We start from the raw sequence: 24642 nt of genomic DNA on the forward strand, positions 1-24642 counted from the left end.
ACCAGCCCCCACCGACCCGCACCCGACCGACCAACTACCTCTCCGGAGCCGGAAATGAGCAGCCGTAAAATCATCCGCGGCGGTCTCGTCATCACCGCGTCCGACGAGATCCACGCCGACGTCCTGATCGAGGACGGCCGTATCGCCGCCCTCGCCGCCTCCGGCACCCCGGCCGCCGAGGCCTGGACCGACGGGCAGGTCATCGACGCCACCGGGAAGTACGTCATCCCGGGCGGGGTCGACGCCCACACCCACATGGAGCTGCCGTTCGGCGGCACCTTCGCCTCCGACACCTTCGAGACCGGCACCCGGGCCGCCGCCTGGGGCGGTACCACCACGATCGTCGACTTCGCGGTGCAGAGCGTCGGGCAGAGCCTGCGCGACGGCCTGGACGCCTGGCACGCCAAGGCCGAGGGCAACTGCGCGATCGACTACGCCTTCCACATGATCGTCTCCGATGTGAACGAGGGGACGCTCAAGGAGATGGACCACCTGGTGGAGGAGGGCGTCACCTCCTTCAAGCAGTTCATGGCCTACCCGGGGGTCTTCTACAGCGACGACGGCCAGATCCTGCGCGCCATGCAGCGCTCCGCCGACAACGGCGGCCTGATCATGATGCACGCCGAGAACGGCATCGCGATCGACGTCCTGGTGGAGCAGGCGCTGGCGCGCGGCGAGCGGGACCCGCGCTACCACGGCGAGGTCCGCAAGGCCCTCCTCGAGGCCGAGGCCACCCACCGCGCCATCCGGCTCGCGCAGGTCGCCGGCGCGCCCCTGTACGTCGTGCACGTCTCGGCGATGGAGGCGGTCGCCGAGCTGGCCCGGGCACGCGACGAGGGGCTGAACGTCTTCGGCGAGACCTGCCCGCAGTATCTGTTCCTGTCGACGGACAACCTCGCCGAGCCGGACTTCGAGGGCGCGAAGTACGTGTGCAGCACCCCGCTGCGGCCGAAGGAGCACCAGGCCAAGCTGTGGCAGGGCCTGCGCACCAACGACCTGCAGGTGGTCTCCACGGACCACTGCCCGTTCTGCTTCGTGGGCCAGAAGGAGCTGGGGCGCGGCGACTTCTCCAAGATCCCCAACGGTCTGCCGGGCGTCGAGAACCGGATGGACCTGCTCCACCAGGCCGTCGTCGACGGGCACATCACCCGCCGCCGCTGGATCGAGATCGCCTGTGCGACCCCGGCCCGGATGTTCGGCATGTACCCGAAGAAGGGCACGATCGCCCCCGGCGCCGACGCGGACGTCGTGATCTACGACCCGCACACCGAGCAGACCCTCTCCGCCGAGACCCATCACATGAACGTCGACTACTCCGCGTACGAGGGCAAACGCCTCACCGGCCGCGTCGAGACGGTCCTGTCGCGGGGCGAACTCGTCATCACCGAGCGGGAGTACACCGGACGCGCGGGTCACGGCGTCTACACCCCGCGCTCCACCTGTCAGTACCTCACCTAGGAAGGGTGCCCATGGACTTCGGACTCGTCCTGCAGACCGACCCGCCGGCCTCGAAGGTCGTCGAGCTGATGCAACGCGCGGAGGACAACGGCTTCACCTACGGCTGGACCTTCGACTCCGCCGTGCTCTGGCAGGAACCGTTCGTGATCTACAGCCAGATCCTGGCCGGCACGAGCAGGCTGACCGTCGGGCCGATGGTGACCAACCCGGGCACCCGCACCTGGGAGGTCACCGCCTCCACCTTCGCCACGCTCAACGACATGTTCGGCAACCGCACGGTCTGCGGCATCGGCCGCGGCGACTCCGCGATGCGGGTGGCGGGCCGCGCCCCGAACACCCTCGCCCGGATCAGCGAGGCCATGAAGGTCATCCGCGCCCTCGGCTCGGGCCAGGAGGCGGACCTCGGCGGCACGGTGATCCGGTTCCCCTGGATCAAGGAGGGCGCGGAGCTTCCCGTCTGGATGGCCGCGTACGGGCCGAAGGCGCTGAAGATGACCGGCGAGGAGGCCGACGGGTTCATCCTCCAGCTCTCCGACCTGTACCTCACCGAGTACATGGTGAAGGCGGTCAAGGACGCGGCGGTCGCGGCCGGCCGTGACCCCGGCGACGTGAAGATCTGTGTCGCCGCCCCCGCCTACGTCACCGACGACGACTCGCCCGAGGCGCTCGCCCACGCCCGCGACCAGTGCCGCTGGTTCGGCGGGATGGTCGGCAACCATGTCGCCGACCTGGTCTCCAAGTACGGCGCGCACTCCTCCCAGGTCCCCGAGGAACTCACCGACTACATCAAGGCCCGTGAGGGGTACGACTACTCCCACCACGGCCGCAGCGACAACCCCGACACCGCGTTCGTGCCCGACGAGATCGTCGACCGGTTCTGTGTCATCGGCCCCGTCGAGAGGCACATCGAGAAGCTGAACGCCCTGCGCGAGCTGGGCGTCGACCAGTTCGCCGTCTACGACATGCACGACGCGCGCGAGAAGGTCATCGACGCGTACGGCACCACGGTCATCCCCGCCGTCAACGGCTGACACAGCCCGGACAGCCAACTCCCCATCCCCCCACTCCAGTTCTCCCCTCCTCCACCGTCCTGGAGGAGGGGGCCGGAGACCCGCACGGCCTTTCCGGATCCGCCCCTCGTTTGATTGGCCTGCCCATGACCGACACCGCTCCCACGGCCATACCCGTGTCCGACCAAGTCACCCTCCCCGACGGGCGCGTGGAGTTCGCCCCGGGCGCCCCGCCGCCCAGCGGCCCCTACGCCAACGAGGACCTCCTGCCGGTTCCCGTCGAGAAGCGCACCTGGACCACGTACAACTTCTCGGCGCTGTGGGTCGGCATGGCCCACAACACGGCGTCGTGGACGCTCGCCTCCGGTCTGATCGCCGTCGGCATGGACTGGAAGCAGGCGGTGTTCACCATCGCCCTGGCCAACGTGATCGTGCTGGTCCCGATGCTCCTCACCGGGCACGCCGGACCGAAGTACGGCATCCCCTTCCCGGTCTTCGCCCGCGCCTCCTTCGGCATCCGCGGCGCCAACCTCCCCGCCGTCGTCAGGGCGTTGGTGGCCTGCGGCTGGTTCGGCATCCAGACCTGGATCGGCGGTGAGGCGATCTACTTCCTCGCCGGAAAGCTGATCGGCAACGGCTGGAGCGACGCCGGGCAGATCGGCGGCCACCCCTGGACCATGTGGCTGTCGTTCGCGATCTTCTGGGCGATCCAGGTGGCCATCATCTACCGGGGTATGGAGACCATCCGCCGCTTCGAGAACTGGGCGGCGCCCTTCGTCATCGTCGGCGCGCTGGTGATGCTGATCTGGATGAGCAACAAGGCGGGCGGCTTCGGCCCGCTGCTCGACCAGCCCTCCAAGCTCGGCTGGGGCGGCGACTTCTGGAAGCTGTTCTGGCCCTCCCTCATGGGCATGATCGGCTTCTGGTCCACGCTGTCGCTGAACATCCCGGACTTCACCCGGTACGGGAAGTCGCAGAAGGCGCAGACCTGGGGCCAGGCGCTGGGCCTGCCCACGACGATGACGCTGTTCGCGCTGCTGTCGGTGCTGGTCACCTCCGGCTCGCAGGCCGTCTACGGCGAGACGATCTGGGACCCGGTCCAGCTGGCCGCCAAGACCGACAACGTCTTCGGGCTGCTGTTCGCGCTGGTGACCGTGCTGGTGGCGACCCTGTCGGTGAACATCGCGGCCAACCTGGTCTCGCCCGCGTTCGACTTCTCCAACGTGGCGCCGCGCCGGATCAGCTTCCGCACCGGAGCCCTCGCCACCTGTGTCATCGGGGTGCTGATCTTCCCCTGGAAGCTGTACTCCGACCCGCAGGGCTACATCTTCACCTGGCTCGGTCTGGTCGGCGGTCTGCTCGGCACGGTCGCCGGCATCCTCATCGCCGACTACTGGATCCTGCGCCGCGGCAGACTGGACCTGACCGACCTGTACCGGGCGGGCGGCCGCTACTGGTACGAGAGCGGCTGGAACTGGCGGGCCGTCGCGGCCTTCCTGACGGGCGGCGTCCTCGCGATCGGCGGCGCCAGCTTCAAGCCGATCATCGACGGCAGGCCCATCCCGGCCCTGGAGCCCCTCGCCGACTACGGCTGGGCGGTCGGCCTCGGCACCTCGACGGTGGTGTACCTGGCCCTGATGCTGCTGACCGGACGGCGCAAGCACATCGGTGGCTGACGCACGGACACAGCGGAACGGCCGGAGGAGTCCTGGACTCCTCCGGCCGTTCCGCGTGCTCAGCCGGCGCTCTTCTGCAGAGCGGCCACGGCCTCCTTCGCCGCCTTGATCGCCCCCGTGTTGATCACGTCCGTGCTGGGGGCCTTCTTCGACTCGAAGTCGCTGCCGTTGTAGGTGACGACGACCAGCGCGTTGGAGACGCGGGCGATGACGGTGCCCTCCCGGGTCTGCTGCTTGTCCTCCGTGGTCAGGTTCACCACCGAGTACCCGGCGTCGCCGAGGCCCGGCACATCGCCGCCGCCGCTCTTCTCCTTCAGCCGGTCCGTGTACGAGGACTGCGCCTCGGCGTCCGAGTCCGTGATCTCGAAGGAGATGTCGAGCCAGCGGTAGTCGAACCCCTTGAGCGCGTTCCAGGAGCAGGTGCGGCGCAGCTTGGTGTCCGTGGAGGGGATCTCCTTGCCGGCCGTCTTGGCGCCCGGCACCAGCGAGGTGATCGTCTTGGTGGCCACGCTCGTGCAGGGCGCGAGCGCGGCGTCGTACGTCTTGGACGCGGCGGCCTCGGACGAGTCGCCGTCGGCGGTCTTCTTCTCGGACTGGGTCTGCTGGGTGTCCTTGGCCGCGGTGTCCTGGGCGTCGGCGTCCGAACCGGACGTCATCGCCCAGCCCGCGCAGGCCAGCACGACCACCGGGGTCAGACGGGCGGTGAGGGCGAGCGGCAGTGGGAGAGAACGCACGGCGCACTTTCGTGGGGGACGGTGCGGACAGCAGTCCGCAGTGCGGACAAGGACGCCAGTGTCACACGACTCCCTGTGGGGCGGAAGCGAAAACTCGCAGCGTGCCTGCGCGGTGACGAAGGGGCACGAGCAGGCGCGCCCCTCCTGACATATCGTCGGATTTTTCGGGTGTACGGGGATAAATTGGCACCACGACCAGTCATCTACGGAGAGCCATGCCCGAATCCGCCGCCCCCGAGGCCCGCGCCCGCACCCTGCTGGGCCGCCCCAAGCTGTGGCTGCTGCCCACGGTCCTGACCGGACTGCTCGCCCTGCTGCTGTCCCTCCTCTACATGGGCGGCATCGTCAACCCCAAGGGCGACCTGCACGACCTGCCCGTCGCCCTCGTCAACAGCGACACCGGCAAGCCCCCCGCCGGGCAGCGGCAGAACCTGGGCACCCAGGTCGCCGCCGCCATCGCCGCCGACACCGCCGGCGGCTCGGTCGACTGGCGCCTCCTGACCCGCGCCGAGGCGCAGGACGAACTGGACTCCGGGAAGGTGTACGGCGCGCTCGTCATCCCCGCGGACTTCACCGACTCCCTCACCGCGCTCACCACCACCCACGCCACCGTGCGGCCGACGATCACCACCCTCACCAACCCCGGCAAGGGCAGCCTGGGCTCCTCCCTGGCGAGCCAGATCACCACCACGGCGGCCCACCAGGTCTCCCTCACCATCGGCAAGCAGCTCACCGCCGCCGCCCCCGCCGCCGACTCCACGACCGCGCTGCTGCTCGCCGACCCCGTGAACGTCGTCACCCAGGTCGGGCACCCCATCGGCACCCACAGCGGTCTCGGTCTGACCGCCTTCTACTACACCCTGCTGCTCGTCCTCGCCGGCTTCATGGGCGGCAACGTCATCAGCAACGGCGTGGACACCGCCCTCGGGTACGCCGACAACGAGATCGGCCCCTGGCACACCCGCCGCCCCACCGTGCCGATCGACCGCACCCAGACCCTGCTGCTGAAGATGGCGATGACCGCCGGCATCACCCTCGTCAGCGTCTCGCTGGTGATGCTCGCCTGCGTCGCGATCCTGGACATGGACGCCTCGCACCTGCCGCTGCTGTGGATCTACTCCTACTGCGCGACCCTCGCGGTCGGCCTCGGCGTCCAGGCCATCAACGCGGCCTTCGGCGGCATCGGCCAGCTGGTGTCCCTGTTCGTCTTCATCGTCCTCGGCCTGCCGTCCTCCGGCGCCACCGTCCCCCTCCAGGCCGTGCCCGACTTCTACCGCTTCCTGGCGAACTTCGAGCCCATGCGGCAGCTCAGCGACGGCGTCCGCGCCATCCTCTTCTTCGACGCGCGGGGCGACGCCGGACTGACCCGCTCCTGGATCATGATCGCGATCGGCACCGCCCTCGCCCTCCTCTTCGGCTTCACCATGACCCGCTACTACGACCGCAAGGGCCACAAGCGCCTCACCCCGCAGCCCGCGTGATCCCCACCCCGGCCGGATAGCCTTCCGGGATGAGCTTCACCACGCGGCCCACCCTCCAGGGCACCTTCGGCATGGTGTCCTCCACGCACTGGCTGGCCTCCCAGTCCGCGATGGCCGTCCTGGAGGACGGCGGCAACGCCTGTGACGCCGCCGTCGCCGGGGCGTTCGTCCTGCACGTCGTCGAACCGCACCTCAACGGCCCCGCCGGCGAGGTCCCCGTCCTGCTCGCCCCGGCCGGCGGCGAGGTCCGCGTGCTGTGCGGGCAGGGCGTCGCACCGGCGGGCGCCACGGTCGCCCACTACCGGGGCCTCGGCCTGGACCTCGTCCCCGGCACCGGCCCGCTGGCCGCCGCCGTGCCCGGCGCGTTCGACGCCTGGATGGTCCTGCTGCGCGACCACGGCACCAAGGACCTCGCCGACGTCCTGAAGTACGCCGTCGGGTACGCCGAGCACGGGCACGCGCCCGTGGAGAACCTCGGCGCGACCGTCGAGACGGTACGGGAGCTGTTCGAGACGGAGTGGACCTCGTCGGCGGAGGTGTACCTGCCCGGCGGCCGGGCGCCCCGGCCCGGCGCGCTCTTCCGCAACCCCGCCCTCGCCGCCACCTGGCGGCGGCTCCTCGCCGAGACCGCCGGGGCCGGGGACCGGGAGGCGCGCATCGAGGCCGCGCGGGAGGTGTGGCGCACCGGCTTCGTCGCCGAGGCGCTCCTGCGCCAGTCCGCCCGGCCCACCCTGGACACCAGCGGCGTGCACCACACCGGCACCCTCGCCGCCGCCGACCTCGCCGGCTGGTCCGCGGCCTACGAGACACCGGCGACGTACGACTGGAACGGCTGGACCCTGTGCAAGGCCGGCCCCTGGAGCCAGGGCCCGGCCTTCCTCCAGCAGCTCGCCCTGCTCCCGCCCGAACTGCCCGCGTACGGCTCCGCGGAGTACGTCCATCTGCTCGTCGAGGGCTGCAAGCTCGCCATGGCCGACCGCGAGGCCTGGTACGGCGACGCGGCCGAGGTCCCGCTGACCGACCTGCTCTCGGCCGGCTACAACGCGGGGCGCCGCGCGCTCGTCGGCGACAAGGCGTCGTACGAGCTGCGCCCGGGCAGCCCCGGCGGACGCCCGCCCCGGCTCGGCGCGCAGGCGCACACGGTGCTCTCCGACGAGCCGGGGTTCAGCCCGATGGGGGCCGGCGAACCGACCGTCGCCACGCCGAGGGGCACCGGGCCGCGGGTCACCGGGGACGGCCTCACCCGGGGCGACACCTGCCACCTCGACGTCGTCGACCGCTGGGGCGCCATGGTCGCGGCCACGCCCAGCGGCGGCTGGCTCCAGTCCAACCCGGTCGTCCCGGAGCTGGGCTTCCCGCTCGGCACGCGGCTGCAGATGACCTGGCTGGAGGAGGGGCTGCCCAACTCCCTCACCCCCGGCCGCCGCCCCCGCACCACCCTCACCCCCTCCCTCGCCCTGCGCGACGGGGTGCCGGTGCTGGCCTTCGGCACCCCCGGCGGCGATCAGCAGGACCAGTGGCAGCTGCACTTCTTCCTCGCGGTCGCCCACCACGCGCGCGTGCGCGGCGGCCTCGACCTCCAGGGCGCGATCGACGCCCCGAACTGGCACACCGATTCCTTCCCCTCCTCCTTCTATCCGCGCGGCATGCGGCCGGGCAGCGTCACCGTCGAGTCGCGGACGCCGGCCGAGGTGGTGGAGGGGCTGCGGCGGCGCGGCCACGACGTGACCGTCGGCGCGCCCTGGTCCGAGGGCCGGCTGTGCGCCGTCGCCCGCGACCCCGGGACGGGGATCCTGTCGGCGGCGGCGAACCCGCGCGGGATGCAGGGGTACGCGGTGGGCCGCTGACCGGTGCCCCTGGGGGCGGCACCGGTTCTTCATCCCGATTCCGCCCGGAGTGCACCGGCGGGGTGGGGAATGTCAGTGGGGCGTGCTCTCATGGGGGACATGATCGAAGAGAAGGAACCCCTCGACGGCTTCGACGAGTTTCTCGCCCGTCACTCGGCCGATGTGGAGGAAGCGGTCCGCAAGGCCGCCGAGGCCGAGATCATGCCCCGCTTCCGGCAGCTCGCCGAGCACGAGGTCGACCAGAAGAGCGGTCCCCACGACCTGGTGACCGACGCCGACCGGGGCGCCGAACTGTTCCTCACCGGGGCCCTCGGCGCCCTGCTGCCCGGCTCGGTCGTCGTCGGCGAGGAGGCGGTCCACGCCGACCCCACGACGTACGAGGCGATACGGCACGACGCACCGGTCTGGATCGTCGACCCGGTCGACGGCACCCGTCAGTTCGTCCGCGGCGAGGAGGGCTTCTGCACCCTGGTCGCCCTCGCCCACCGCGGTGTCCTGCTCGCCTCCTGGACCTACGCCCCGGCCCGTGACCAGCTCGCCACCGCGGTGCGCGGCGGCGGCGCCCTCCTCGACGGGGAGCGGCTGTTCGCCGGACCGCCCGCGCCCGGCCGCGACCTGGTGGTGGCCACCTCGCACCCGGACTACACCACCGACGAGCAGAAGCGCGCCCTGCTCGCCCTGCGCACGGAGGGCGTGGCCCCCCGCCCCTGCGGATCGGCCGGCCTGGAGTATCTCGCCATGGCCCGGGGCGAGTTGGACGCGACCGCCTTCTCCTGGGAGGCCGCCTGGGACCACGCGGCCGGACTGCTGCTGGTCGAGGAGGCGGGCGGCGCCCATCTGACCCTCACCGGCGAGCCGTTCCGCATCACCGGCGGCAACTCCCTGCCCTTCACCGCCGCCCGCGACGCGGCCACGGCCCGCCGCGTGGCGGACCTGCTGGCGAGCGGCCAGTCCACGGCGGGCTGACGTTCCACAGCGGGCCGACGCCCTGGGGCGGGTGCCCTTCGGCGGGGTGTCGTACCCCCGGCATATCCTGATCCCGGAGGCCGCCGGGCTGCGGGGGCCGCCCGCTGACGAAGGGGTCGAAGTGCCGTCGATGCTCGATGCGGTCGTGGTGGGGGCGGGGCCCAACGGGCTCACCGCCGCAGTGGAGCTGGCCCGCCGCGGCTTCTCCGTCGCCCTGTTCGAGGCGCGCGACACCGTGGGCGGGGGATGCCGCACCGAGGAACTCACCCTTCCGGGCTTCCGGCACGACCCCTGCGCGGCCGCCCACCCCCTCGGCATCAACTCACCGGCGTTCCGCGCCCTGCCGCTCCAGCGGTACGGCCTTCAGTGGCTGCACGCCGAACTGCCCATGGCGCACCCGTTCCCCGACGGCACCGCCGCCGTGCTGTCCCGCTCGGTCGCCGAGACCGCCGCCTCCTTCGGCCCGCGCGACGCCGGCACCTACCGCCGGCTGGTGGAGCCGTTCCTGCCCCACTGGGACACCCTCGTGCGCGACTTCATGTCGCTGCCGCTCACCGCGCTCCCGCGCGACCCCGTCACCCTGGCCCGGTTCGGCCTGGCCGGGCTGCCCCCCTCCACCTGGCTGATGCGCCGGTTCCGCGACGAACCGGCCAGGACCCTCTTCGCCGGACTCGTCGCCCATGTCATGGCCCCCCTCGGCGGCCTCGCCACCGGCGCCGTCGGCCTGGTCTTCGCCCTCGCCGCGCACGCCCGCGGCTGGCCGGTGGCCCGCGGCGGCTCCCAGGCGATCTCCGACGCGCTCGCCGCCTACCTGAAGGACCTCGGCGGCAGCGTCCACACCGACTACGAGGTCAAGCGCCTCGACGACCTGCCCCCGGCCCGCGCCTACGTCTTCGACACCACCCCCACCGCCCTCGCCCGTATCGCCGGCTTCGGCAGCCACTACGCGCGCTTCCGCTACGGCGCCGCCGCCTTCAAGATCGACTACGCGCTCGACGGACCGGTCCCCTGGACCGCGCCCGAGGCACGGGTGGCCGGGACCGTCCAGGTCGCCGCCGACAGCACCGAGATCCGCACCGCCCTGCGTGCCGCCTCCCAGGAGGGCCGGGCACCCGAGCGCCCCTTCCTGATCACGGTCCAGCCCGGAGTCGTCGACCCCACCCGCGCCCCGGCGGGCAAGCAGGTGTTCTGGGCCTACGGGCATGTGCCCAACGGCTGGACCGGCGACCTCACCGACGCCGTCGAACGCCAACTGGAGCGTTTCGCCCCGGGATTCCGCGACCGCGTCCTCGCCCGCGCGATCGCCGGCCCGGCCGAACTCGCCGTCCGCAACGCCAACTACGTCGGCGGCGACATCGCCGCCGGCGCGGCCACCGGCCTCCAGCTCCTGCTGCGGCCCAAGCTCTCCCTGCGCCCGTACGCCACCCCGCACCCGGCCGTGTTCCTCTGCTCCTCGTCCACCCCGCCGGGCCCCGGGGTCCACGGCATGTCGGGTCACAACGCGGCGAAGGCCGTGTGGCGGAGGCTGCGCGCCCAGTCCTGACACACCCGCGCAGAGCCCCCGCGAAATGCGCGGGCCCACCGGGGCGGCCGGTGGGTATACAGAGCCATGACCACCATCACGCTCGTGCAGGGCGACATCACCGGCCAGTCCGTGGACGCCGTCGTCAACGCGGCCAACTCCTCGCTGCTCGGCGGCGGCGGTGTCGACGGCGCCATCCACCGCCGGGGCGGCCCGGAGATCCTCGCCGACTGCCGCCGCCTGCGCGCCTCCCACTACGGCAGGGGCCTGCCCACCGGCCGGGCGGTCGCCACCACGGCCGGTGACCTGGACGCCCGCTGGGTCATCCACACCGTGGGCCCCGTGTACAGCGCGAGCGAGGACCGCTCCGAGCTGCTGGCCTCCTGCTACCGCGAGTCCCTGCGCGTCGCGGACGAACTGGGCGCCCGCACCGTCGCCTTCCCCGCCGTCTCGGCCGGTATCTACGGCTGGCCGCTGGACGACGCCGCCCGCATCGCGGTGGAGACGGTACGCACCACACCGACCCGGGTCGAGGAGATCAGGTTCGTCCTGTTCGACGAGCGGGCGTACGCGGCGTTCGCGCGGCAGGCCGGCTGAGAGGACACGCCGCCGGACGGCCCATGCCACGGCTTCCGCAGCATCCGGACATATCTTGTGAAATATGACCAAATGCCATGTGCTGTACCTGGCGTGCACCGCCGCGATCGTCGGGACGGGGCTCGGTGCCGCCCCGGCGGCCGCCGGGCACCACCCCCACCACGTGACCCATGTGGTCCGGCAGGGACAATCCATCCAGAAGGCGGTGGACGCCGCCGCCCCCGGTGACACCGTGTACGTGACCGCCGGGACCTACCGCGAGAGCGTCACCGTCGCCACCGACGGGGTGACGCTGGCCGGCGGCCCCCGCGCCGTGCTGCGACCGGCCCCGGTCAAGAAGAAGGCCGTCGGCACCTGCGCCGCCGACGGCAACGGCATCTGCGTGACCGGCACCAAGGCCCACAAGGTCAAGGACGTCACCGTCGCCGGACTGACCGTCACCGGGTTCACCAGGAACGGCGTCTACGCCACCGCCACCGACAAGCTGACCGTACGCAACGTCACGGCCGAGAAGAACGGCGTCTGGGGCATCGCCACCGAGGCCTCCGAGCGCACGCTGCTGCGCGGCAACACCGCCCGCGACAACGGCGACGCCGGACTGTTCCTCGCCAACACCGTCAAGGAGGAGCAGGGTGCCACGGAAACCCGGGGCACCCGGGTCCTGGGCAACAAGCTGGAGGGCAACCGCATCGGCGTCACCGTCCGCCGGCTGCGCGACCTCACCGTCGCCCGCAACGAGATGACCGGCAACTGCGCGGCCGTCTTCGTCGTCGGAGACGAGAACAAGCCCAAGGCCGGCCGCGTCACCGTCCGCGACAACCGCATCGTCGCCAACAACAAGTCCTGCCCGAAGACCGCCCGGCTCGACGCCCTCCAGGGCACCGGCATCGTCCTCACCGGCGCCGAGGACAGCGTGATCACCCACAACGTGATCCGCGACAACGCCGGCAACTCCTCGCTCTCCGGCGGCATCGTCCTGCTCAAGAGCTTCGTGGGCACCACCAGCGACCGGAACCGGATCAGCGACAACACCCTGTCCGGCAACTCCCCGGCCGACCTCGTCGTCACCGACACCGAGGGCAAGGGCAACACCTTCGAGCGCAACTCCTGCAAGGCCTCCAGGCCCGCGGGTCTGTGCTGACCGGACACCCGTCCCCCTGACAGGTTCCTTCGAGAAGAAAGGCGGCACATGACGACCGCTCAAAGCGCCCCGCCCCCACCCATGCGGCTGCGGGAGCTCGTGTTCGGGGCGGCATGTGCCGCCGCCCTGCGTGCCTCGGCCCGGCTCGGCGTCGCCGACGCCCTCGGCGAGGCCCCCATGACCGTGGAGGACCTCGCGGCCGCGGTGAAGACCGAGCCCAAGCCGCTGCGCCGGCTGCTGCGCGCCCTGTCCTGCTACGGAGTCTTCGCCGAGCGCCCCGACGGTATGTTCACCCACACCGACATGTCCCGGCTGCTGCGCGAGGACGACCCGCACAGCCTGCGCAACATCGCCCTGTGGTGCACCGAACCCTGGACCTGGGACGCCTGGCCCAAACTGGACGAGGCGGTGCGCACCGGCCACAACGTCGTGGAGGACCTCTACGGCAAGGAGTTCTTCACCTACCTCAACGAGGACGCCCCCGAGTCGGCCGAGGTCTTCAACCGGGCCATGACCACCTCCAGCGAGCAGTCCGCCCGGGAGGTCGCCGCCCTGCTCGACCTGTCAGGCGCCGCCTCGGTCGCGGACATCGGCGGCGGCCAGGGCCATGTGGTGGCCAGCCTGCTCGACAAGTACCCGGCGATGCGGGGCACCCTGCTCGACCTGCCCCGCGTGGTCGACAACGCCGTGCCCCGGCTGCGCGAGGGCGGCGACCTCGCGGGCCGCGCCCGGATCGTCCCCGGCGACGTCCGCAAGGCCGTCCCCGTCCAGGCCGACGTCTACGTCATCAAGAACATCCTGGAGTGGGACGACGAGTCCACCGCCAGGACCCTCGCCAACGTCATCGCGGCGGGCGGCCCCGGCACCCGGGTCGTCGTCATCGAGAACCTCGTCGACGACACCCCCTCCATGCGGTTCAGCACCGCCATGGACCTGCTGCTGCTCCTCAACGTCGGCGGGGCCAAGCACACCACCGAGTCCATGGTGAGCCGGCTCACCGAGGCGGGCCTGGTCATCGACGACATCCGGCCCGTCAACCCCTATCTGCACGCCTTCGACTGCCACGTCCCCGGCTGACCGAGGGGCCGTACACCCCCGAACCACCGGTCGCCGGGTCCGCGACGATGCGGACCCGGCGACCGGTGACACCGGCGCGGACTCAGCCGGCCGGGTCGCGCTCCCAGAGGTAGAAGCGCTGCGCCATGGCGTCCTTCGGGGAACGCCAGGTCTCGGGGTCGTACGCGCTGACGTACGCCGTCAGCCGCTCGCTGACGTCCCGGAACTCGGGGTGGTTCGTGACCTTGGCGATGGCCGGACCGGGGTCGCGCTCCGACTCGATCAGATGCAGGTACACATCGCCGAACTGGAAGAGGCTGCGCCGGACGACCCCGACGAGATGCGGCAGCTCTCCCCGGTCGGACTCCTCGAACACCTTGGCGATGCCGGGGGCCGAACCGGGGGCCATACGGGCGACGATCAGGGCTTGGTGCATGGGGGAGTGTCCTCCGTCCGGTTCAGTCGGTCAGGCCCGGAGTGGTTCCGCGCTCCGCGGCGGCCTTCTCGATGCGGTCCCGGATCAGGGCCAGCTGGACCTTGGAGTTCCGGTTGATGTTGTCGGTCATCCACTCGTCGTCGACCGGCGCGTCCGGCTTCATCGCGAAGTCCTGCGTCCAGATCATCCGCACCCCGGCCGGCACCTCCTCGTACCGCCAGTGGATGTCCATGTGGGCGAACGGACCCGTCTCCACCCGGCGGGCCCGGACGGTGAGCGTCTCGCGGTTCGGCTCGCGCTCGGAGACCCAGCTCCAGACCTTGCCGTTGTCGTCCGGGTGCATGGTCAGCCGGAACGTGGTCTTCCGTCCCTCGCGGGAGAGGACCTCCACGGACGCGTACTCGCTGAACAGCCGCGGCCAGTTCTCCAGATCGTTGGTCATGTCCCAGACCAGGTCGAGCGGAGCGCCGATGGTGATCTCGTTCTGCGTGTGTCCGGTCATGGCGTCACGCCCCCGCCGGCAGCGCGCTGTTGACCCGGTCGAGGAACTCCCGGGGTGTCCGGCAGGCCTCCAGGTCCAGGTCCAGGGCCGTACCGAAGCGGTTCTCCAGCTCGCCCACGATGCCGAGCATGCCCAGCGAGTCGATGCCGAGCTCGGCGAACTCGCCGTCCGCGTGCTCCTTCAGCTGCTCCGGCGGCACGGTGATCCCGGCGGCCTTCTTCATCAGACCGGCGAGATCGTCCAGGGTGATGCGGTCACTCATGCGATACCTCTCCTTCGTGCTGGTCCCTGCTGTGCGTGCCCCGCCTCGCTACGAGGCGTGGGCGGCGCCGTGCCGCAGCACCAGCGCCGAGTTCGACCCCATGAGGCCCCGGCTGAGGACCAGCGCCGTCCGCATCTCGGCGGGACGCGCGCGTTCGGTCACCAGATCCAGGTCATGGCAGATGTCGAAGACATGGGGGGTGGGCGGGATCAGACCGTGCTCCATCGCCAGCACCGCGGCCGCCGTGTCCAGCACCGGCGCCCCGCCGAAGGCCCGGCCGATCCCGGTCTTCGGCGCCGTCACCGGCACCCTGCGGCCGTGCGCGCCGAGCGCGTCGGCGATCGCGAGCGCCTCCGCCCGGTCCGCCTCCGGCACCCCGAGGGCGTCGGCGAAGACCACGTCGATCTCCTCCGGCGCACAGCCCGCCTCGTCCAGGGCGACCCGGACGGCCTGGGCGAGACCCTCCCGGGACTCCGCCCAGCGGCCGGCGCCGGTGAACGTCGCCGCGTGCCCGTCCAGGGTGGCCCGCACCCGGGCCCCCCGCTCCAGCGCCGAGGCCTGTGCCTCCACGACGAACATGGCGCCGCCCTCGGCGGGCACGAACCCGCACGCCGCGTCGGTGAACGGACGGTAGGCGCGCTCCGGCTCCGCCACCGTGCTCAGCGCGTCGTAACCGAGCTGGCAGACCATCGAGTACGGGGCGAGCGGGGCCTCGGTCGAGCCGGTCACCAGCACGTCCGTGCCGCGCCGCACCGCCCGCGCCGCGTGCGCGAGGGCGTCCAGGCCGCCCGCCTCGTCCGCGGCGAGGACCGAGCAGGGGCCCTTGAAGCCGCGGCGGATCGAGATCTGGCCGGTGCTCGCCGCGTAGAACCAGGCGATCGACTGGTACGGCCCGACGAACCGGCTGCCCTTGCCCCACAGCTGCTGGAGCTCGCGCTGCCCGAACTCGCCGCCGCCGCTGCCGGCCGCGGTGACCACGCCCACCGAGTAGGGGGCCTCGGCGGTGTCGGCCTGGCCGAGCCGGGCGTCGTCCAGCGCGAGATCGGCGGCGGCCATCGCGAAGTGCGTGAACCGGTCCGTCTGGACGAGGAAGCGCTCCTCGACGGCGGCCGCCGCGTCGAAGTCCCGGACCTCGCCGGCCACCCGCAGCGGCAGGTGCTCGCACCCCTCGCGGGTGACCCGGTCCAGGACGCTGATGCCTTCCTGCGTGGCCTTCCAGAAGGCCTGGGTGCTGGATCCGTTCGGCGCGACGACACCGATTCCGGTGACGGCGGCGCGCCGTGGCTGCGGTGCGCTCATCATGTCCTCTCCCTCGGCCGGGTCAGGACCACCGCGGACTGGAACCCGCCGAACCCGCTGCCCACGGAGAGCACGCTGTTCAGCGTCCGTTCGCGCGCGACCCGCGGCACGTAGTCGAGGTCGCACTCGGGGTCGGGGGTCTCGTAGTTCGCGGTGGGCGGTACCACCTGGTGGGCCATGGCCAGGACACAGGCGACGACCTCGATCGCGCCGATCGCGCCGAGCGAGTGACCCACCATGGACTTGATGGAGCTCATCGGGGTGGCGTACGCGTGCTGCCCGAGGGCCCGCTTCACGGCGGCCGTCTCATGACGGTCGTTCTGCAGGGTGCCCGACCCGTGCGCGTTGACGTAGTCGATGGCCGTGGGGTCGAGCCGGGCGTGGTCGAGGGCGAAGTCGATCGCCCGGGCCATCTCCAGGCCCTCCTTGGTCAGGCCGGTCATGTGGTACGCGTTGCCGAAGGTGGCGTAGCCGCCCAGCTCGCAGTACACGCGCGCGCCACGGGCCTTGGCGTGCTCCAGCTCCTCCAGGACGAGGACGGCGCCGCCCTCGCCCATCACGAAGCCGTTGCGGTCGGCGTCGAAGGGGCGGGAGGCATGGGCGGGGTCGTCGTTGTTCGGCGACGTCGCCTTGATCGCGTCGAAGCAGGCCATCGTGATCGGGGAGATCGGCGAGTCCGACGCGCCGGCTATGCAGACGTCGGCCCGGCCCTCCTCGATCGTGTGGAAGGCGTACCCGACGGCGTCCAGCCCCGAGGTGCAGCCGGTGGAGACCGTCTGCACCGGGCCGCGCGCCTCGAACCGCTCGGCGACCGTGGCCGCGAGCGTGGCGGGCGTGAACGCGCGGTGCAGCTCGGGCTCCGCGCGCCTCTGGTCGACGTCCCAGCGCTGCCCGTGATGGCTGACCAGGACGTAGTCGTGCTCCAGCCGGGTGGTGCCGCCGACCGCGGTGCCCAGCGACACCCCGACCCGCCACGGGTTCTCGCGGGCCAGGTCGAGGCCCGAGTCCCGCACCGCCTCCTCCCCGGCGACCAGCGCGAACTGTATGTACCGGTCGCTTCGGGCGACCTCCTCGGCGGCCAGCCCCGAGGCCGCCGGGTCGAAGTCGCACTCGGCGGCGATCCGCGACCTCAGGCCGGCCGGATCGAAGAAGGTGATGCCCCGGGTCGCGGTCCGCCCGTGCGAGAGCAGGTCCCAGAACGCCGGTGCGCCGATGCCGCCGGGTGCGACCACGCCTATGCCGGTGACCGCCACCCGCCTGCTCATGAGACGACCTCGGCGGTCTCCTCGGTGTCGACGTGACCGAGCGGCGGGCTCGGGGCCAGCGGCCCCAGGTGGAAGACGAGCCGCGCCTCCACCCTGCCGACATTGCGGAAGCGGTGCTTCATGTGCATGGGGATCAGCAAGCCCTGCTCCGGCTGGAGCGGGACCGGCTCGCCGTCCAGGTCGACCTCCAGCTGTCCGCACAGGACGTACACGAACTCCTCGGAGTACGGGTGGTAGTGCTCGCCGATGCGGTCACCGGGCTGGATGAGGGCCACGCCCATGAAACCGCTGGTGGAGCCGACCGTGGCCGGGGTGAGCATGGCGCGCAGGTCGCCGCCGCGCCGGGTGTTGGGCTCGACCTCGCTGAGATCCACGACTCTGGGACGGGAATTGATCACGACGTTGCTCCGATCGTGTGCTGTGCTGTGCTCTGCCGAGGGGCGGGGCGGGACGGGTCAGGCGCCGGGGGAGCGGCGGTCGGTGACGAGGGTCATCCGGGTGGGCCCGGCGGCACCCTTGGCGGCGCGGCCGTCCAGCAGCCGCTTCAGCTCGGCCGCCTTCGGGGACAGCGCCGGGTCGTCGGCGCGGACACCGTGCCGCACGTCCACCAGGCGCACCACGACGTCGTCGCGCTGGAAGATCGTGCTGCTCAGCACCGGGCACTTCGGGTCGTCCGCCGCCGCCTCGTCCTGCTCGGCCAGCAGCCGGGCCAGCTCCAGGCCGTGGCCGGCCTTCGCGGGGTAGTACAGGGCGTGCCGTTCGGCCTTCGGGTTCTCCTGGTCCGCCGCCACGTGGTGGACGGCGGGCAGTGCCGCCCGGGTGAAGAAGACCCGCGCGGAGTCCGGGTCGTCGAGGTCCCGGTCCTGCTCCAGATGGGGGTTGATGGCCTCCTCGACGGCCCGCACCTCGGGCTGCCGGGCGACGTGCCGCAGCGCGGCCATCAGGTCGCCGCGCACCTCGACGGCCCGCACCACCCGGTTGCCGTGCATGAACAGCGAGGTGCGGCACAGCCGGGTGGTCTCGTCGACCTTCGGCTCGGGCGAGGCGTAGTCGGCGAGGATCTTCGCCACGGCCTCCTCGCTGCCGGGCTTCACGGTGAAGGTGAGCGCGTGCCGGATCACGCCGTCGCCCATCCGGGGCGCGGTCTGCAGGCTGCGCGCGGTGGCCGACGCCGGGCCGCCGGTCTCCCGTACGACGTGGAAGCGCAGGCTGCGGGTGTCTCGGACGCAGCTGTGCAGCGGCTTGACCATCTCCACGTGCTCCTCGCTGTTCACCCAGGTGAGGAACGGCGGGGCGCTCTCCCATTCGCTGGTGATCAGCCACTGGGAGGGGTTCTCGATCGACTGGCAGAGCTGGTCGCTGACATGGCCGGGGACGGAGGCGACCTGGTTGCAGAGTTGCTCGTAGGCCTCCAGGAACTGCTGCTGGGCGCCGTCGTGGACGTCCACGAGCAGGACGACCCGCAGCCGGGAGCCGTCGAACACGGACTGGGAGACCCGCTGCGACACGCGGCGGGTGAGCGGGGCGGAGGCGGGAGCGGACGTGGTGGTCATGCGGGGCACATCTCCTTCGCGGGAAGAGGGCGGTGGACTTCGCCCGCGGTGCCGCGGGGTGAGGTCACCGTCCGCGCGGTGGGCGTGACTCGATCGTGGGCCGCTCCCCGCGGGCGCGCGATTCGGTGGGGACTACGCGGGTGACCGCTCACCCCTGGGGGTGACGGCCCGGGTGACGGTTCATCGGAGGTGGGCGAAGACGACCAGGTTGTCCTTGTAGTCCTTGGCCGAGTGGTCGTAGTTGCCGGCGCAGGTGATCAGCCGGGCCTCGGCCCGCGGTGAGTCGGCGTAGACCCGCTCGCTGGGGAAGTCGTCCTTGGCGAACGTCTCGGTGTCGTCGACCTCGAAGTGCGCGACGCTGCGGTCGGCCCGCACGACGTCGAAGACATCGCCCTTCTTCAGGTACTGCAACCCGGCGAACACGGCGGCGGAGGTCTTGGTGTCGACGTGACCGGCGATGATCGCGGTGCCCGTCTCGCCCGGGGAGGGGCCGGCGGCGTGCCAGCCGACGAGGTTGGTGTCGTTCGGGGGCGGCGCCTCGAGCTGTCCCTTGTCGTTCAGGGAGAGGTCGGTGAAGGGGGCGTCGACCGAGATCCGGGGGATGCGCAGCCGGACCGGCCGGGAGCGGGGCAGATGCCGGCCCACGGGCCGGTCGGCGCCCGCGCCGGGGGCGGAGGAACGCGGCGGCGCCGGGGAGAGCGCGGTCCCGGGGCCCTGGGGCGCCTGCCGGGCCTGCGGCGGGAGAGAGGGGGAGCCGGCGGACGACCCGTCGTTGCCGCCGATCAGGCTCACCGCCAGGATCAGCAGCGCCACGGCGCACAGCACGGTCAGCGTGGAGCGCGACTCCTGGCCGCCCGGCTCGTCGGCGGCGGCGGGGGAGGGAGGGGGGACTGCCATCGGGTAACACCTCGGACAGGGCAGGTCTGCGGGGGCGGACGGGCGGGGCCGGGAACCGGCCGGGCGGCCGCCACACGATGCACCGGTGGCGGCCGCGGCTCTATCGCGTCCGGCATGGTCAGGCCAGGCCGTGGGCCGACTTCTTGCGGCGCACGCCGTACAGACCGGCCCCGGCGACCGCGAGGACGGCCAGGCCGCCCGCGGTCACGGCCGGAGCGGCCAGGGCGCCACCGCCGGTGTGCACACCGCCGTGGGGCTTGTCCTTGCCGCTCCAGGAGTCCTCACTGTCCTCCTTGCTCCAGGACGAGTCGTCCTTGGCGGAGTCGTCCTTGGTCCAGGAGTCCTCCTTCGACGAGTCGTCCTTGCTCCAGGACTCCTCCTTGGAGCCGTCCTCCTTGCTCCACTCCTTGGCGCCCTTCTCGTGGCCGTCGGTCACGAAGGTCAGGGCGCCGCCGCCGGTGTGCATGCCGCCGTGGGGCTTGCCGTGCTCCTTGCCGGAGTCCTCCTTGCCGGAGTCCTCCTTGCTCCAGTCGGAGTCGTCCTTGGTGTAGCCGGAGTCCTCCTTGGTCGACGACTCGTCCTTCTTGCTGTAGGACGAGTCGCCCTTCTCCCAGTCGCCGTCGGCCGCGTAGGCGCCGGGCGCGGTGAGGGCGAGGACGGCCGAGGCCGCCGCGCTGGCCAGGATGATGCGAGCTGAACGCATGTGCGGGGATCCTTCCTTCCGTCATGGCCGGGCAGCTGGTGCTTCGTCAGCTGGGATGAACCGGCCCTGACGTGATCCACCGTCAGTCACGGTGTCGCGCCCCACCACTCGGGGCGGTCACGCGGGTGAACGGGCCCCGCCAAACGAGTCGGCCGGCAGCGCGGGGCTGCCGGCCGAGGTCGTGCGGGTCGTGCGGGTCAGGGCAAGGACAGGACGGTGTCCAGTACCTGACGCAGCGTCGACTGGGGGTCCGGGACCGGACCGGGGGAGCGCCAGGCGACGAATCCGTCCGGCCGGACCAGGACGGCGCCCCCGGGCCCGACCCCGTGCGCGGCGCGCCAGTCGGTGCCCGCGGGGCCCTCCAGCGGGGTCAGGTCGGCGTCGCGCGCGGCGCCCACCCGGTACGGGGCCAGCGGGATCGCGTCCCGGTCGGCGAGGCGGGCGGCGGCCTCCTGCCAGGCGCCCGGCTCACCGCCCGCGTCCTCGTCGTCGGCGTCGCTGAGCAGCACCAGGGTGCGCTCGTACAGGTCGAGCGTGGAGATCCGCTCGCCCGCGCGCCGTACCCACAGATGGGGCGCCCTGCTGCCGGGCTCCCCGGTCAGGGAGAGCCCGTCCGGGACGACGGGGGTCGACGGGTCGGCGCCGGCGACGGCGCCCCGCGGATAGCGGTAGCCGAGGGCCACGTTGAGGATGCCGCGCTGCGGTCCGCCGCCGCCGGCGCCGGGCGGCGGCGCGAAGCCGGGGTGGCTGTGCTCCGCCGAGCGGGCGGCGGCGCGGGCGCTGGTGGCCTCCGCGACCGGCCGGCGCTCCGCGTCGTAGGTGTCGAGGAGCCCGTCGCCCGCCCAGCCGCCGAGCACCGCCGCCAGCTTCCAGGCGAGGTTGTGGGCGTCCTGGATCCCGGTGTTGGAGCCGAACGCGCCGGTGGGGGACATCTCGTGCGCCGAGTCGCCGGCCAGGAAGACCCGCCCCGAACGGTAGGCCCGGGTCACCCGCTGGGCGGCGTGCCAGGGCGCCTTGCCGGTGATCTCCACGTCCAGGTCGGGGACCCCGACCGCCCGGCGGATGTGCGCGATGCAGCGTTCGTCGGTGAACTCCTCCATCGTCTCGCCGTGTTCGGGGTGCCAGGGGGCGTGGAAGACCCAGTTCTCGCGGTTGTCCACGGGCAGCAGCGCACCGTCGGCGTCCGGCTCGGTCAGGTAGCAGACGATGAAGCGGCGCTCGCCCACCACCTCGGCGAGGCGGCGGGAGCGGAACGTCATGCTGATGTTGTGGAACAGGTCGCCGGGGCCGCTCTGCCCGATGCCGAGCGCCTCCCGCACGGGGCTGCGCGGGCCGTCGGCGGCGACCAGGTAGTCCGCGCGGATCGTGGTGTGCTCGCCGGTGTCCCGGCTCTTGACCAGCGCGGTGACGCCCTGGTCGTCGGCTTCGAAGGACATCAGCTCGGTGTGGAAGCGCAGATCGCCGCCGAGCGCCGCGGCCTGGTCCAGCAGCACCGGCTCCAGGTCGTTCTGGCTGCACAGGCACCAGCCGCTCGGACTGAACCGGGCCAGGCCGCCGCCCGGGTCGATGTCCTTGAACAGCCACTCGCCCGCGTCGCCGACCAGGGTGGGCGTCTGCAGGATGCCGTGGTTCTCGGCCAGCGTCGCCGCGGCCTCGTGGATCCCGGGTTCGGCTCCGGCGACCCGGAACAGCTCCATCGTGCGGACGTTGTTGCCGCGGCCGCGCGGATGGACGGAGGTGCCGGCGTGGCGCTCCACCAGGGTGTGCCGCACCCCCAGCCGGCCCAGGAACAGGGACGTCGACAGGCCCACCAGGGAACCGCCGACGATGAGGACCGGGACCCTGTGGACCCTCTCGCCGGCTCCGCCGGCCATCTCGTTCGTCATTCCTTCATCACTCGCCTCCAGGCATCATGTCCGCCGGCTCCACCGGAATGGGTCCGCGGGTTCATGCATTGCCCCGCACGGCGGACACCGCCTCGGGCCGCGGCCGCTTCACCCGCTTGACCCACCCGATTCACCGTGCTGACGCCCTCACGGGCGAACGGGTGACGCCGCACCGGCGCCACCCGTGACGAACCGCCGCCCGCTCAGCCCTCGATGCGGTGCGTGCTCCAGAAGGAGGTGAGGTCCGTGGTCGTGGCGGCCTGCGCGGCCGCCTTGAACTCGGCCGTGGTCGACACGCCGTACCAGTGTGAAGTGGCGTAGCTCTTCAGCAGGTTGGCCATCGCCGTGTCCCCGATGAGCCGCCGCAGGTCGTGCAGGGCGCACTTGCCGTAGGTGTAGACGACCGTGCCGTACCGGGAGGAGTGGGCGTCCCAGTAGGCCATCGAGTTGGTGATCTTCTCCTCGGACGACGCCCACGACACGCTGTTCCAGCAGTTCGTGCCGGTGCTGCCCAGGGCCAGGTCGGTGGCGTAGTCGGTGAACGACTCGTCCAGCCAGGGGCTGTTGTACTCGTCGTCGCCGACGATGCCGTACCACCACTGGTGGCCGATCTCATGGGTGAGCGCGGTGGTGCTGACCAGGTCGAGGACGAATCCGGGGTACTCCATGCCGCCGAACCAGAAGTTGTTGTCGATGACGGCGTCCAGCTCGCCGTACGGGTACGCCCCGAAGCGTGCCGCGTGGGCGTCGACCGCGGTCTTCGCGGTGCTGAGCATCGACTGGGCGCTGCTGGAGCTGATGCCGGAGACCGAGTAGACGTTGATCGGCGTCCCCGCGGTGGAGGTGCCGGAGATCTTGCTGAAGGGCCCGGCCGCCCAGGCGAAGTCACGGACCTGGGTGGCGGTGGCCGTGGTGACGGTACGTCCGCTGGAGCCGGCCGCGTCGACGGAGGTGCCGGTGGCCGGGACCAGCAGGGTGGTCGGGTGGTCGAGGGTCACCTTGAAGTCGGCGGCCAGGGAGTAGAAGGACTCGCCGTTGTTGGTGTACGGGTCCAGGTGCCAGCCCGTGCCGTCCTTGACGGCGAGCACGGGCAGCGCGTTGCCGATGAAGCTGAAGGAGCCGTCGTAGCCGAACCGGTCCGCGCCGCTGGGCACCGAGATGCCCAGGTCGAAGCCGATGGTGGCGCTCTGGCCCTGGGCGAGCGGGGTGGCCAGGGTGATCGGCAGGGCGGTGCAGGAGACCGCGAGGGCGCCGGCCGTGCCGCCGGTGACGTTGGTGACGGTGATCGGCGGTGCGGAGCAGGTGCCGTGGTAGTTGTCCCACAGCCGCAGGTACACCTCGCTCAGCGCGGTGGCGGAGGCGTTGGTGAAGGTGGCCGTCTCGTGCCCGGTCCACACCGTGCCGGCGGTGTTGCTGGTGAGGCTGACGGTGTACGCCGGTGCGGCGGGCGTCCGGGTCGCGTCGGCGGGCGGAGTGGTCGCGGCGGAGGTGTCCAGGGCGATGTCGTCGAGGACGAAGCTCGACTGGAGGCTGGAGTCCTCGGTGCCGGTGAAGGACAGAGCGACGGTCTGGCCCGCGAACGCGGACACGTCGAACGACTTCTGGACGTACCCGGTGTTCTTGTCGAGGTTCGAGTACGTCGCGAGGGTGGTCGAGCCGATCTTGGCGGTGAGCTTGTCGTAGGCGGTGGAGGACGTCGTCTCGGCCGTGTCGATGTGCAGCCAGAAGGTGAGGGTGGCCTTCGCGCAGTCGGAGGGGACGGTGACGGTCTGCGAGAGCGTGTCGGTGTGCGTGCCGCCGGTGCCGTCCAGCCATGCGTAGTACCCGCCGCCGTGCGCGCTCTGGCCGGTGCGGTTGGTGACGACGGTGGTCGAGGACTGGGTCCAGGAGGTGGCACCGCTCTCGAAGCCGCCGTTGGCGACGGCCTGGGAGGGGGTGCAGGCCGCGGCCGCCGCCGCGGGGGCGGCGCCCGCCGGGACGGCGGGCAGGACGAGGGCGGCCGTCGCGGCGAGGGCGAGCGCGCTCGCGGCGAGGGCCTTGCGGGGTACGGGTCTCACACGTGGCTCCTTGTGGGGTGTGCGGAGGGTGAGCGGCGGTGTGCGACGGGTGGGGGAAGCCTGACAGAATTGACGGGTCCATGCCACAACGGCAAGGCAAAGGAATCTCACAGACGTATGCGCGGCCGACGCGCGGCTGACGTATCTCACACCGCGGAAGACCCCGCTCACACCCCGCCCGCCCCCGCTGTGCGGCACGCTTAACCCCCGGCGCCCCATCGGGGAGACACCTGCGTAATGCACACTTCGTACCTTCGACAAGGCCCCCACCAGGGCCGTTCACCAGAACGCGGC

At 72.0% G+C, this 24642-nt stretch carries 22 protein-coding genes; 10 read left to right on the forward strand and 12 right to left on the reverse strand.

Annotated features, from left to right (window positions below; all coding sequences use genetic code 11):
• Window positions 1–54: 54 nt before the first annotated feature.
• The 3 genes from hydA (at window position 55) to ACYQ8Q_RS36015 (ending at window position 4144) form a co-directional block, all read left to right on the forward strand.
• Complete coding sequence (hydA, locus tag ACYQ8Q_RS36005) at window positions 55–1458, forward strand: dihydropyrimidinase (RefSeq protein ID WP_460070847.1); 1404 nt, start codon at window positions 55–57, stop codon at window positions 1456–1458.
• An 11-nt stretch (window positions 1459–1469) separates the two neighbouring features.
• Window positions 1470–2489 (forward strand): TIGR03842 family LLM class F420-dependent oxidoreductase, encoded by a 1020-nt coding sequence (locus ACYQ8Q_RS36010; RefSeq protein ID WP_460070848.1) that lies wholly within the window; start codon window positions 1470–1472, stop codon window positions 2487–2489.
• Window positions 2490–2614: 125 nt separating this feature from the next.
• On the forward strand, window positions 2615–4144 hold the full coding sequence (locus ACYQ8Q_RS36015) for an NCS1 family nucleobase:cation symporter-1 (protein ID WP_460070849.1): 1530 nt from the start codon (window positions 2615–2617) through the stop codon (window positions 4142–4144).
• A 59-nt stretch (window positions 4145–4203) separates the two neighbouring features.
• Here the strand turns inward: ACYQ8Q_RS36015 and ACYQ8Q_RS36020 are convergent, their stop codons facing one another.
• Entirely contained in the window at window positions 4204–4878 is a 675-nt protein-coding gene (locus tag ACYQ8Q_RS36020; protein ID WP_460070850.1) for a hypothetical protein, read from the reverse strand.
• 215 nt (window positions 4879–5093) lie between these two features.
• Here ACYQ8Q_RS36020 and ACYQ8Q_RS36025 point away from each other — a divergent pair, with 215 nt between their 5' ends.
• From ACYQ8Q_RS36025 to ACYQ8Q_RS36055, 7 genes are all read left to right on the forward strand, one after another.
• Entirely contained in the window at window positions 5094–6359 is a 1266-nt protein-coding gene (locus tag ACYQ8Q_RS36025; protein WP_460070851.1) for a YhgE/Pip domain-containing protein, read from the forward strand.
• Between the two features lie 29 nt (window positions 6360–6388).
• Window positions 6389–8206 (forward strand): gamma-glutamyltransferase family protein, encoded by a 1818-nt coding sequence (locus ACYQ8Q_RS36030; protein ID WP_460070852.1) that lies wholly within the window; start codon window positions 6389–6391, stop codon window positions 8204–8206.
• 99 nt (window positions 8207–8305) lie between these two features.
• The gene (locus ACYQ8Q_RS36035; protein ID WP_460070853.1) at window positions 8306–9172 is read left to right on the forward strand and encodes an inositol monophosphatase family protein; all 867 of its coding nucleotides are present in this window, start codon (window positions 8306–8308) and stop codon (window positions 9170–9172) included.
• A 130-nt stretch (window positions 9173–9302) separates the two neighbouring features.
• Window positions 9303–10715, forward strand: coding sequence for a phytoene desaturase family protein (locus ACYQ8Q_RS36040; RefSeq protein ID WP_460073624.1), 1413 nt, complete (start codon window positions 9303–9305; stop codon window positions 10713–10715).
• Between the two features lie 66 nt (window positions 10716–10781).
• Window positions 10782–11291 carry an O-acetyl-ADP-ribose deacetylase gene (locus tag ACYQ8Q_RS36045; RefSeq protein WP_460070854.1) on the forward strand — a complete coding sequence of 170 codons (510 nt, stop codon included), beginning with the start codon at window positions 10782–10784 and terminating at the stop codon, window positions 11289–11291.
• A gap of 64 nt (window positions 11292–11355) precedes the next feature.
• Window positions 11356–12432, forward strand: coding sequence for a right-handed parallel beta-helix repeat-containing protein (locus tag ACYQ8Q_RS36050; RefSeq protein ID WP_460070855.1), 1077 nt, complete (start codon window positions 11356–11358; stop codon window positions 12430–12432).
• Between the two features lie 48 nt (window positions 12433–12480).
• Window positions 12481–13509, forward strand: coding sequence for a methyltransferase (locus tag ACYQ8Q_RS36055; RefSeq protein WP_460070856.1), 1029 nt, complete (start codon window positions 12481–12483; stop codon window positions 13507–13509).
• An 82-nt stretch (window positions 13510–13591) separates the two neighbouring features.
• Here ACYQ8Q_RS36055 and ACYQ8Q_RS36060 read toward each other — a convergent pair whose 3' ends face one another.
• From ACYQ8Q_RS36060 to ACYQ8Q_RS36110, 11 genes are all read right to left on the reverse strand, one after another.
• Window positions 13592–13924 (reverse strand): TcmI family type II polyketide cyclase, encoded by a 333-nt coding sequence (locus ACYQ8Q_RS36060; protein WP_460070857.1) that lies wholly within the window; start codon window positions 13922–13924, stop codon window positions 13592–13594.
• A 22-nt stretch (window positions 13925–13946) separates the two neighbouring features.
• On the reverse strand, window positions 13947–14426 hold the full coding sequence (locus tag ACYQ8Q_RS36065; RefSeq protein ID WP_460070858.1) for an SRPBCC family protein: 480 nt from the start codon (window positions 14424–14426) through the stop codon (window positions 13947–13949).
• Between the two features lie 4 nt (window positions 14427–14430).
• A complete protein-coding gene (locus ACYQ8Q_RS36070; protein WP_460070859.1) occupies window positions 14431–14688 on the reverse strand; it encodes an acyl carrier protein in 258 nt (85 codons plus the stop codon).
• 48 nt (window positions 14689–14736) lie between these two features.
• A complete protein-coding gene (locus ACYQ8Q_RS36075; protein ID WP_460073625.1) occupies window positions 14737–15987 on the reverse strand; it encodes a ketosynthase chain-length factor in 1251 nt (416 codons plus the stop codon).
• Window positions 15987–17252 carry a beta-ketoacyl-[acyl-carrier-protein] synthase family protein gene (locus tag ACYQ8Q_RS36080; RefSeq protein ID WP_460070860.1) on the reverse strand — a complete coding sequence of 422 codons (1266 nt, stop codon included), beginning with the start codon at window positions 17250–17252 and terminating at the stop codon, window positions 15987–15989. Before ACYQ8Q_RS36080 ends, ACYQ8Q_RS36075 begins: the two co-directional genes overlap by 1 nt.
• Window positions 17249–17650 (reverse strand): cupin domain-containing protein, encoded by a 402-nt coding sequence (locus tag ACYQ8Q_RS36085; RefSeq protein WP_460070861.1) that lies wholly within the window; start codon window positions 17648–17650, stop codon window positions 17249–17251. Before ACYQ8Q_RS36085 ends, ACYQ8Q_RS36080 begins: the two co-directional genes overlap by 4 nt.
• 57 nt (window positions 17651–17707) lie before the next feature.
• Entirely contained in the window at window positions 17708–18805 is a 1098-nt protein-coding gene (locus ACYQ8Q_RS36090; protein ID WP_460070862.1) for a SchA/CurD-like domain-containing protein, read from the reverse strand.
• A gap of 180 nt (window positions 18806–18985) precedes the next feature.
• The gene (locus tag ACYQ8Q_RS36095; protein WP_460070863.1) at window positions 18986–19702 is read right to left on the reverse strand and encodes a class F sortase; all 717 of its coding nucleotides are present in this window, start codon (window positions 19700–19702) and stop codon (window positions 18986–18988) included.
• Window positions 19703–19820: 118 nt separating this feature from the next.
• The gene (locus ACYQ8Q_RS36100) at window positions 19821–20405 is read right to left on the reverse strand and encodes a hypothetical protein (protein ID WP_460070865.1); all 585 of its coding nucleotides are present in this window, start codon (window positions 20403–20405) and stop codon (window positions 19821–19823) included.
• A gap of 197 nt (window positions 20406–20602) precedes the next feature.
• Window positions 20603–22291, reverse strand: a complete 1689-nt coding sequence (locus ACYQ8Q_RS36105; RefSeq protein WP_460070866.1) for an FAD-dependent oxidoreductase — start codon at window positions 22289–22291, stop codon at window positions 20603–20605.
• Between the two features lie 203 nt (window positions 22292–22494).
• Window positions 22495–24348 carry a M1 family metallopeptidase gene (locus ACYQ8Q_RS36110; RefSeq protein WP_460070868.1) on the reverse strand — a complete coding sequence of 618 codons (1854 nt, stop codon included), beginning with the start codon at window positions 24346–24348 and terminating at the stop codon, window positions 22495–22497.
• Window positions 24349–24642: the final 294 nt, after the last annotated feature.

Source organism: Streptomyces sp. YKOK-I1, assembly GCF_054660435.1.

Excerpts from the sequence above, each read along its gene's own strand:
- hydA (WP_460070847.1), top strand. The coding sequence starts at position 55 with ATGAGCAGCCGTAAAATCATCCGCGGCGGTCTCGTCATCACCGCGTCC.
- ACYQ8Q_RS36010 (WP_460070848.1), top strand. The coding sequence starts at position 1,470 with ATGGACTTCGGACTCGTCCTGCAGACCGACCCGCCGGCCTCGAAGGTC.
- ACYQ8Q_RS36055 (WP_460070856.1), top strand. The coding sequence starts at position 12,481 with ATGACGACCGCTCAAAGCGCCCCGCCCCCACCCATGCGGCTGCGGGAG.
- ACYQ8Q_RS36045 (WP_460070854.1), top strand. The coding sequence starts at position 10,782 with ATGACCACCATCACGCTCGTGCAGGGCGACATCACCGGCCAGTCCGTG.
- ACYQ8Q_RS36075 (WP_460073625.1), bottom strand. The coding sequence starts at position 15,987 with ATGAGCGCACCGCAGCCACGGCGCGCCGCCGTCACCGGAATCGGTGTC.
- ACYQ8Q_RS36030 (WP_460070852.1), top strand. The coding sequence starts at position 6,389 with ATGAGCTTCACCACGCGGCCCACCCTCCAGGGCACCTTCGGCATGGTG.
- ACYQ8Q_RS36040 (WP_460073624.1), top strand. The coding sequence starts at position 9,303 with ATGCTCGATGCGGTCGTGGTGGGGGCGGGGCCCAACGGGCTCACCGCC.
- ACYQ8Q_RS36070 (WP_460070859.1), bottom strand. The coding sequence starts at position 14,688 with ATGAGTGACCGCATCACCCTGGACGATCTCGCCGGTCTGATGAAGAAG.
- ACYQ8Q_RS36035 (WP_460070853.1), top strand. The coding sequence starts at position 8,306 with ATGATCGAAGAGAAGGAACCCCTCGACGGCTTCGACGAGTTTCTCGCC.
- ACYQ8Q_RS36100 (WP_460070865.1), bottom strand. The coding sequence starts at position 20,405 with ATGCGTTCAGCTCGCATCATCCTGGCCAGCGCGGCGGCCTCGGCCGTC.
- ACYQ8Q_RS36015 (WP_460070849.1), top strand. The coding sequence starts at position 2,615 with ATGACCGACACCGCTCCCACGGCCATACCCGTGTCCGACCAAGTCACC.
- ACYQ8Q_RS36090 (WP_460070862.1), bottom strand. The coding sequence starts at position 18,805 with ATGACCACCACGTCCGCTCCCGCCTCCGCCCCGCTCACCCGCCGCGTG.
- ACYQ8Q_RS36105 (WP_460070866.1), bottom strand. The coding sequence starts at position 22,291 with ATGACGAACGAGATGGCCGGCGGAGCCGGCGAGAGGGTCCACAGGGTC.
- ACYQ8Q_RS36025 (WP_460070851.1), top strand. The coding sequence starts at position 5,094 with ATGCCCGAATCCGCCGCCCCCGAGGCCCGCGCCCGCACCCTGCTGGGC.
- ACYQ8Q_RS36095 (WP_460070863.1), bottom strand. The coding sequence starts at position 19,702 with ATGGCAGTCCCCCCTCCCTCCCCCGCCGCCGCCGACGAGCCGGGCGGC.
- ACYQ8Q_RS36080 (WP_460070860.1), bottom strand. The coding sequence starts at position 17,252 with ATGAGCAGGCGGGTGGCGGTCACCGGCATAGGCGTGGTCGCACCCGGC.
- ACYQ8Q_RS36060 (WP_460070857.1), bottom strand. The coding sequence starts at position 13,924 with ATGCACCAAGCCCTGATCGTCGCCCGTATGGCCCCCGGTTCGGCCCCC.
- ACYQ8Q_RS36050 (WP_460070855.1), top strand. The coding sequence starts at position 11,356 with ATGACCAAATGCCATGTGCTGTACCTGGCGTGCACCGCCGCGATCGTC.
- ACYQ8Q_RS36065 (WP_460070858.1), bottom strand. The coding sequence starts at position 14,426 with ATGACCGGACACACGCAGAACGAGATCACCATCGGCGCTCCGCTCGAC.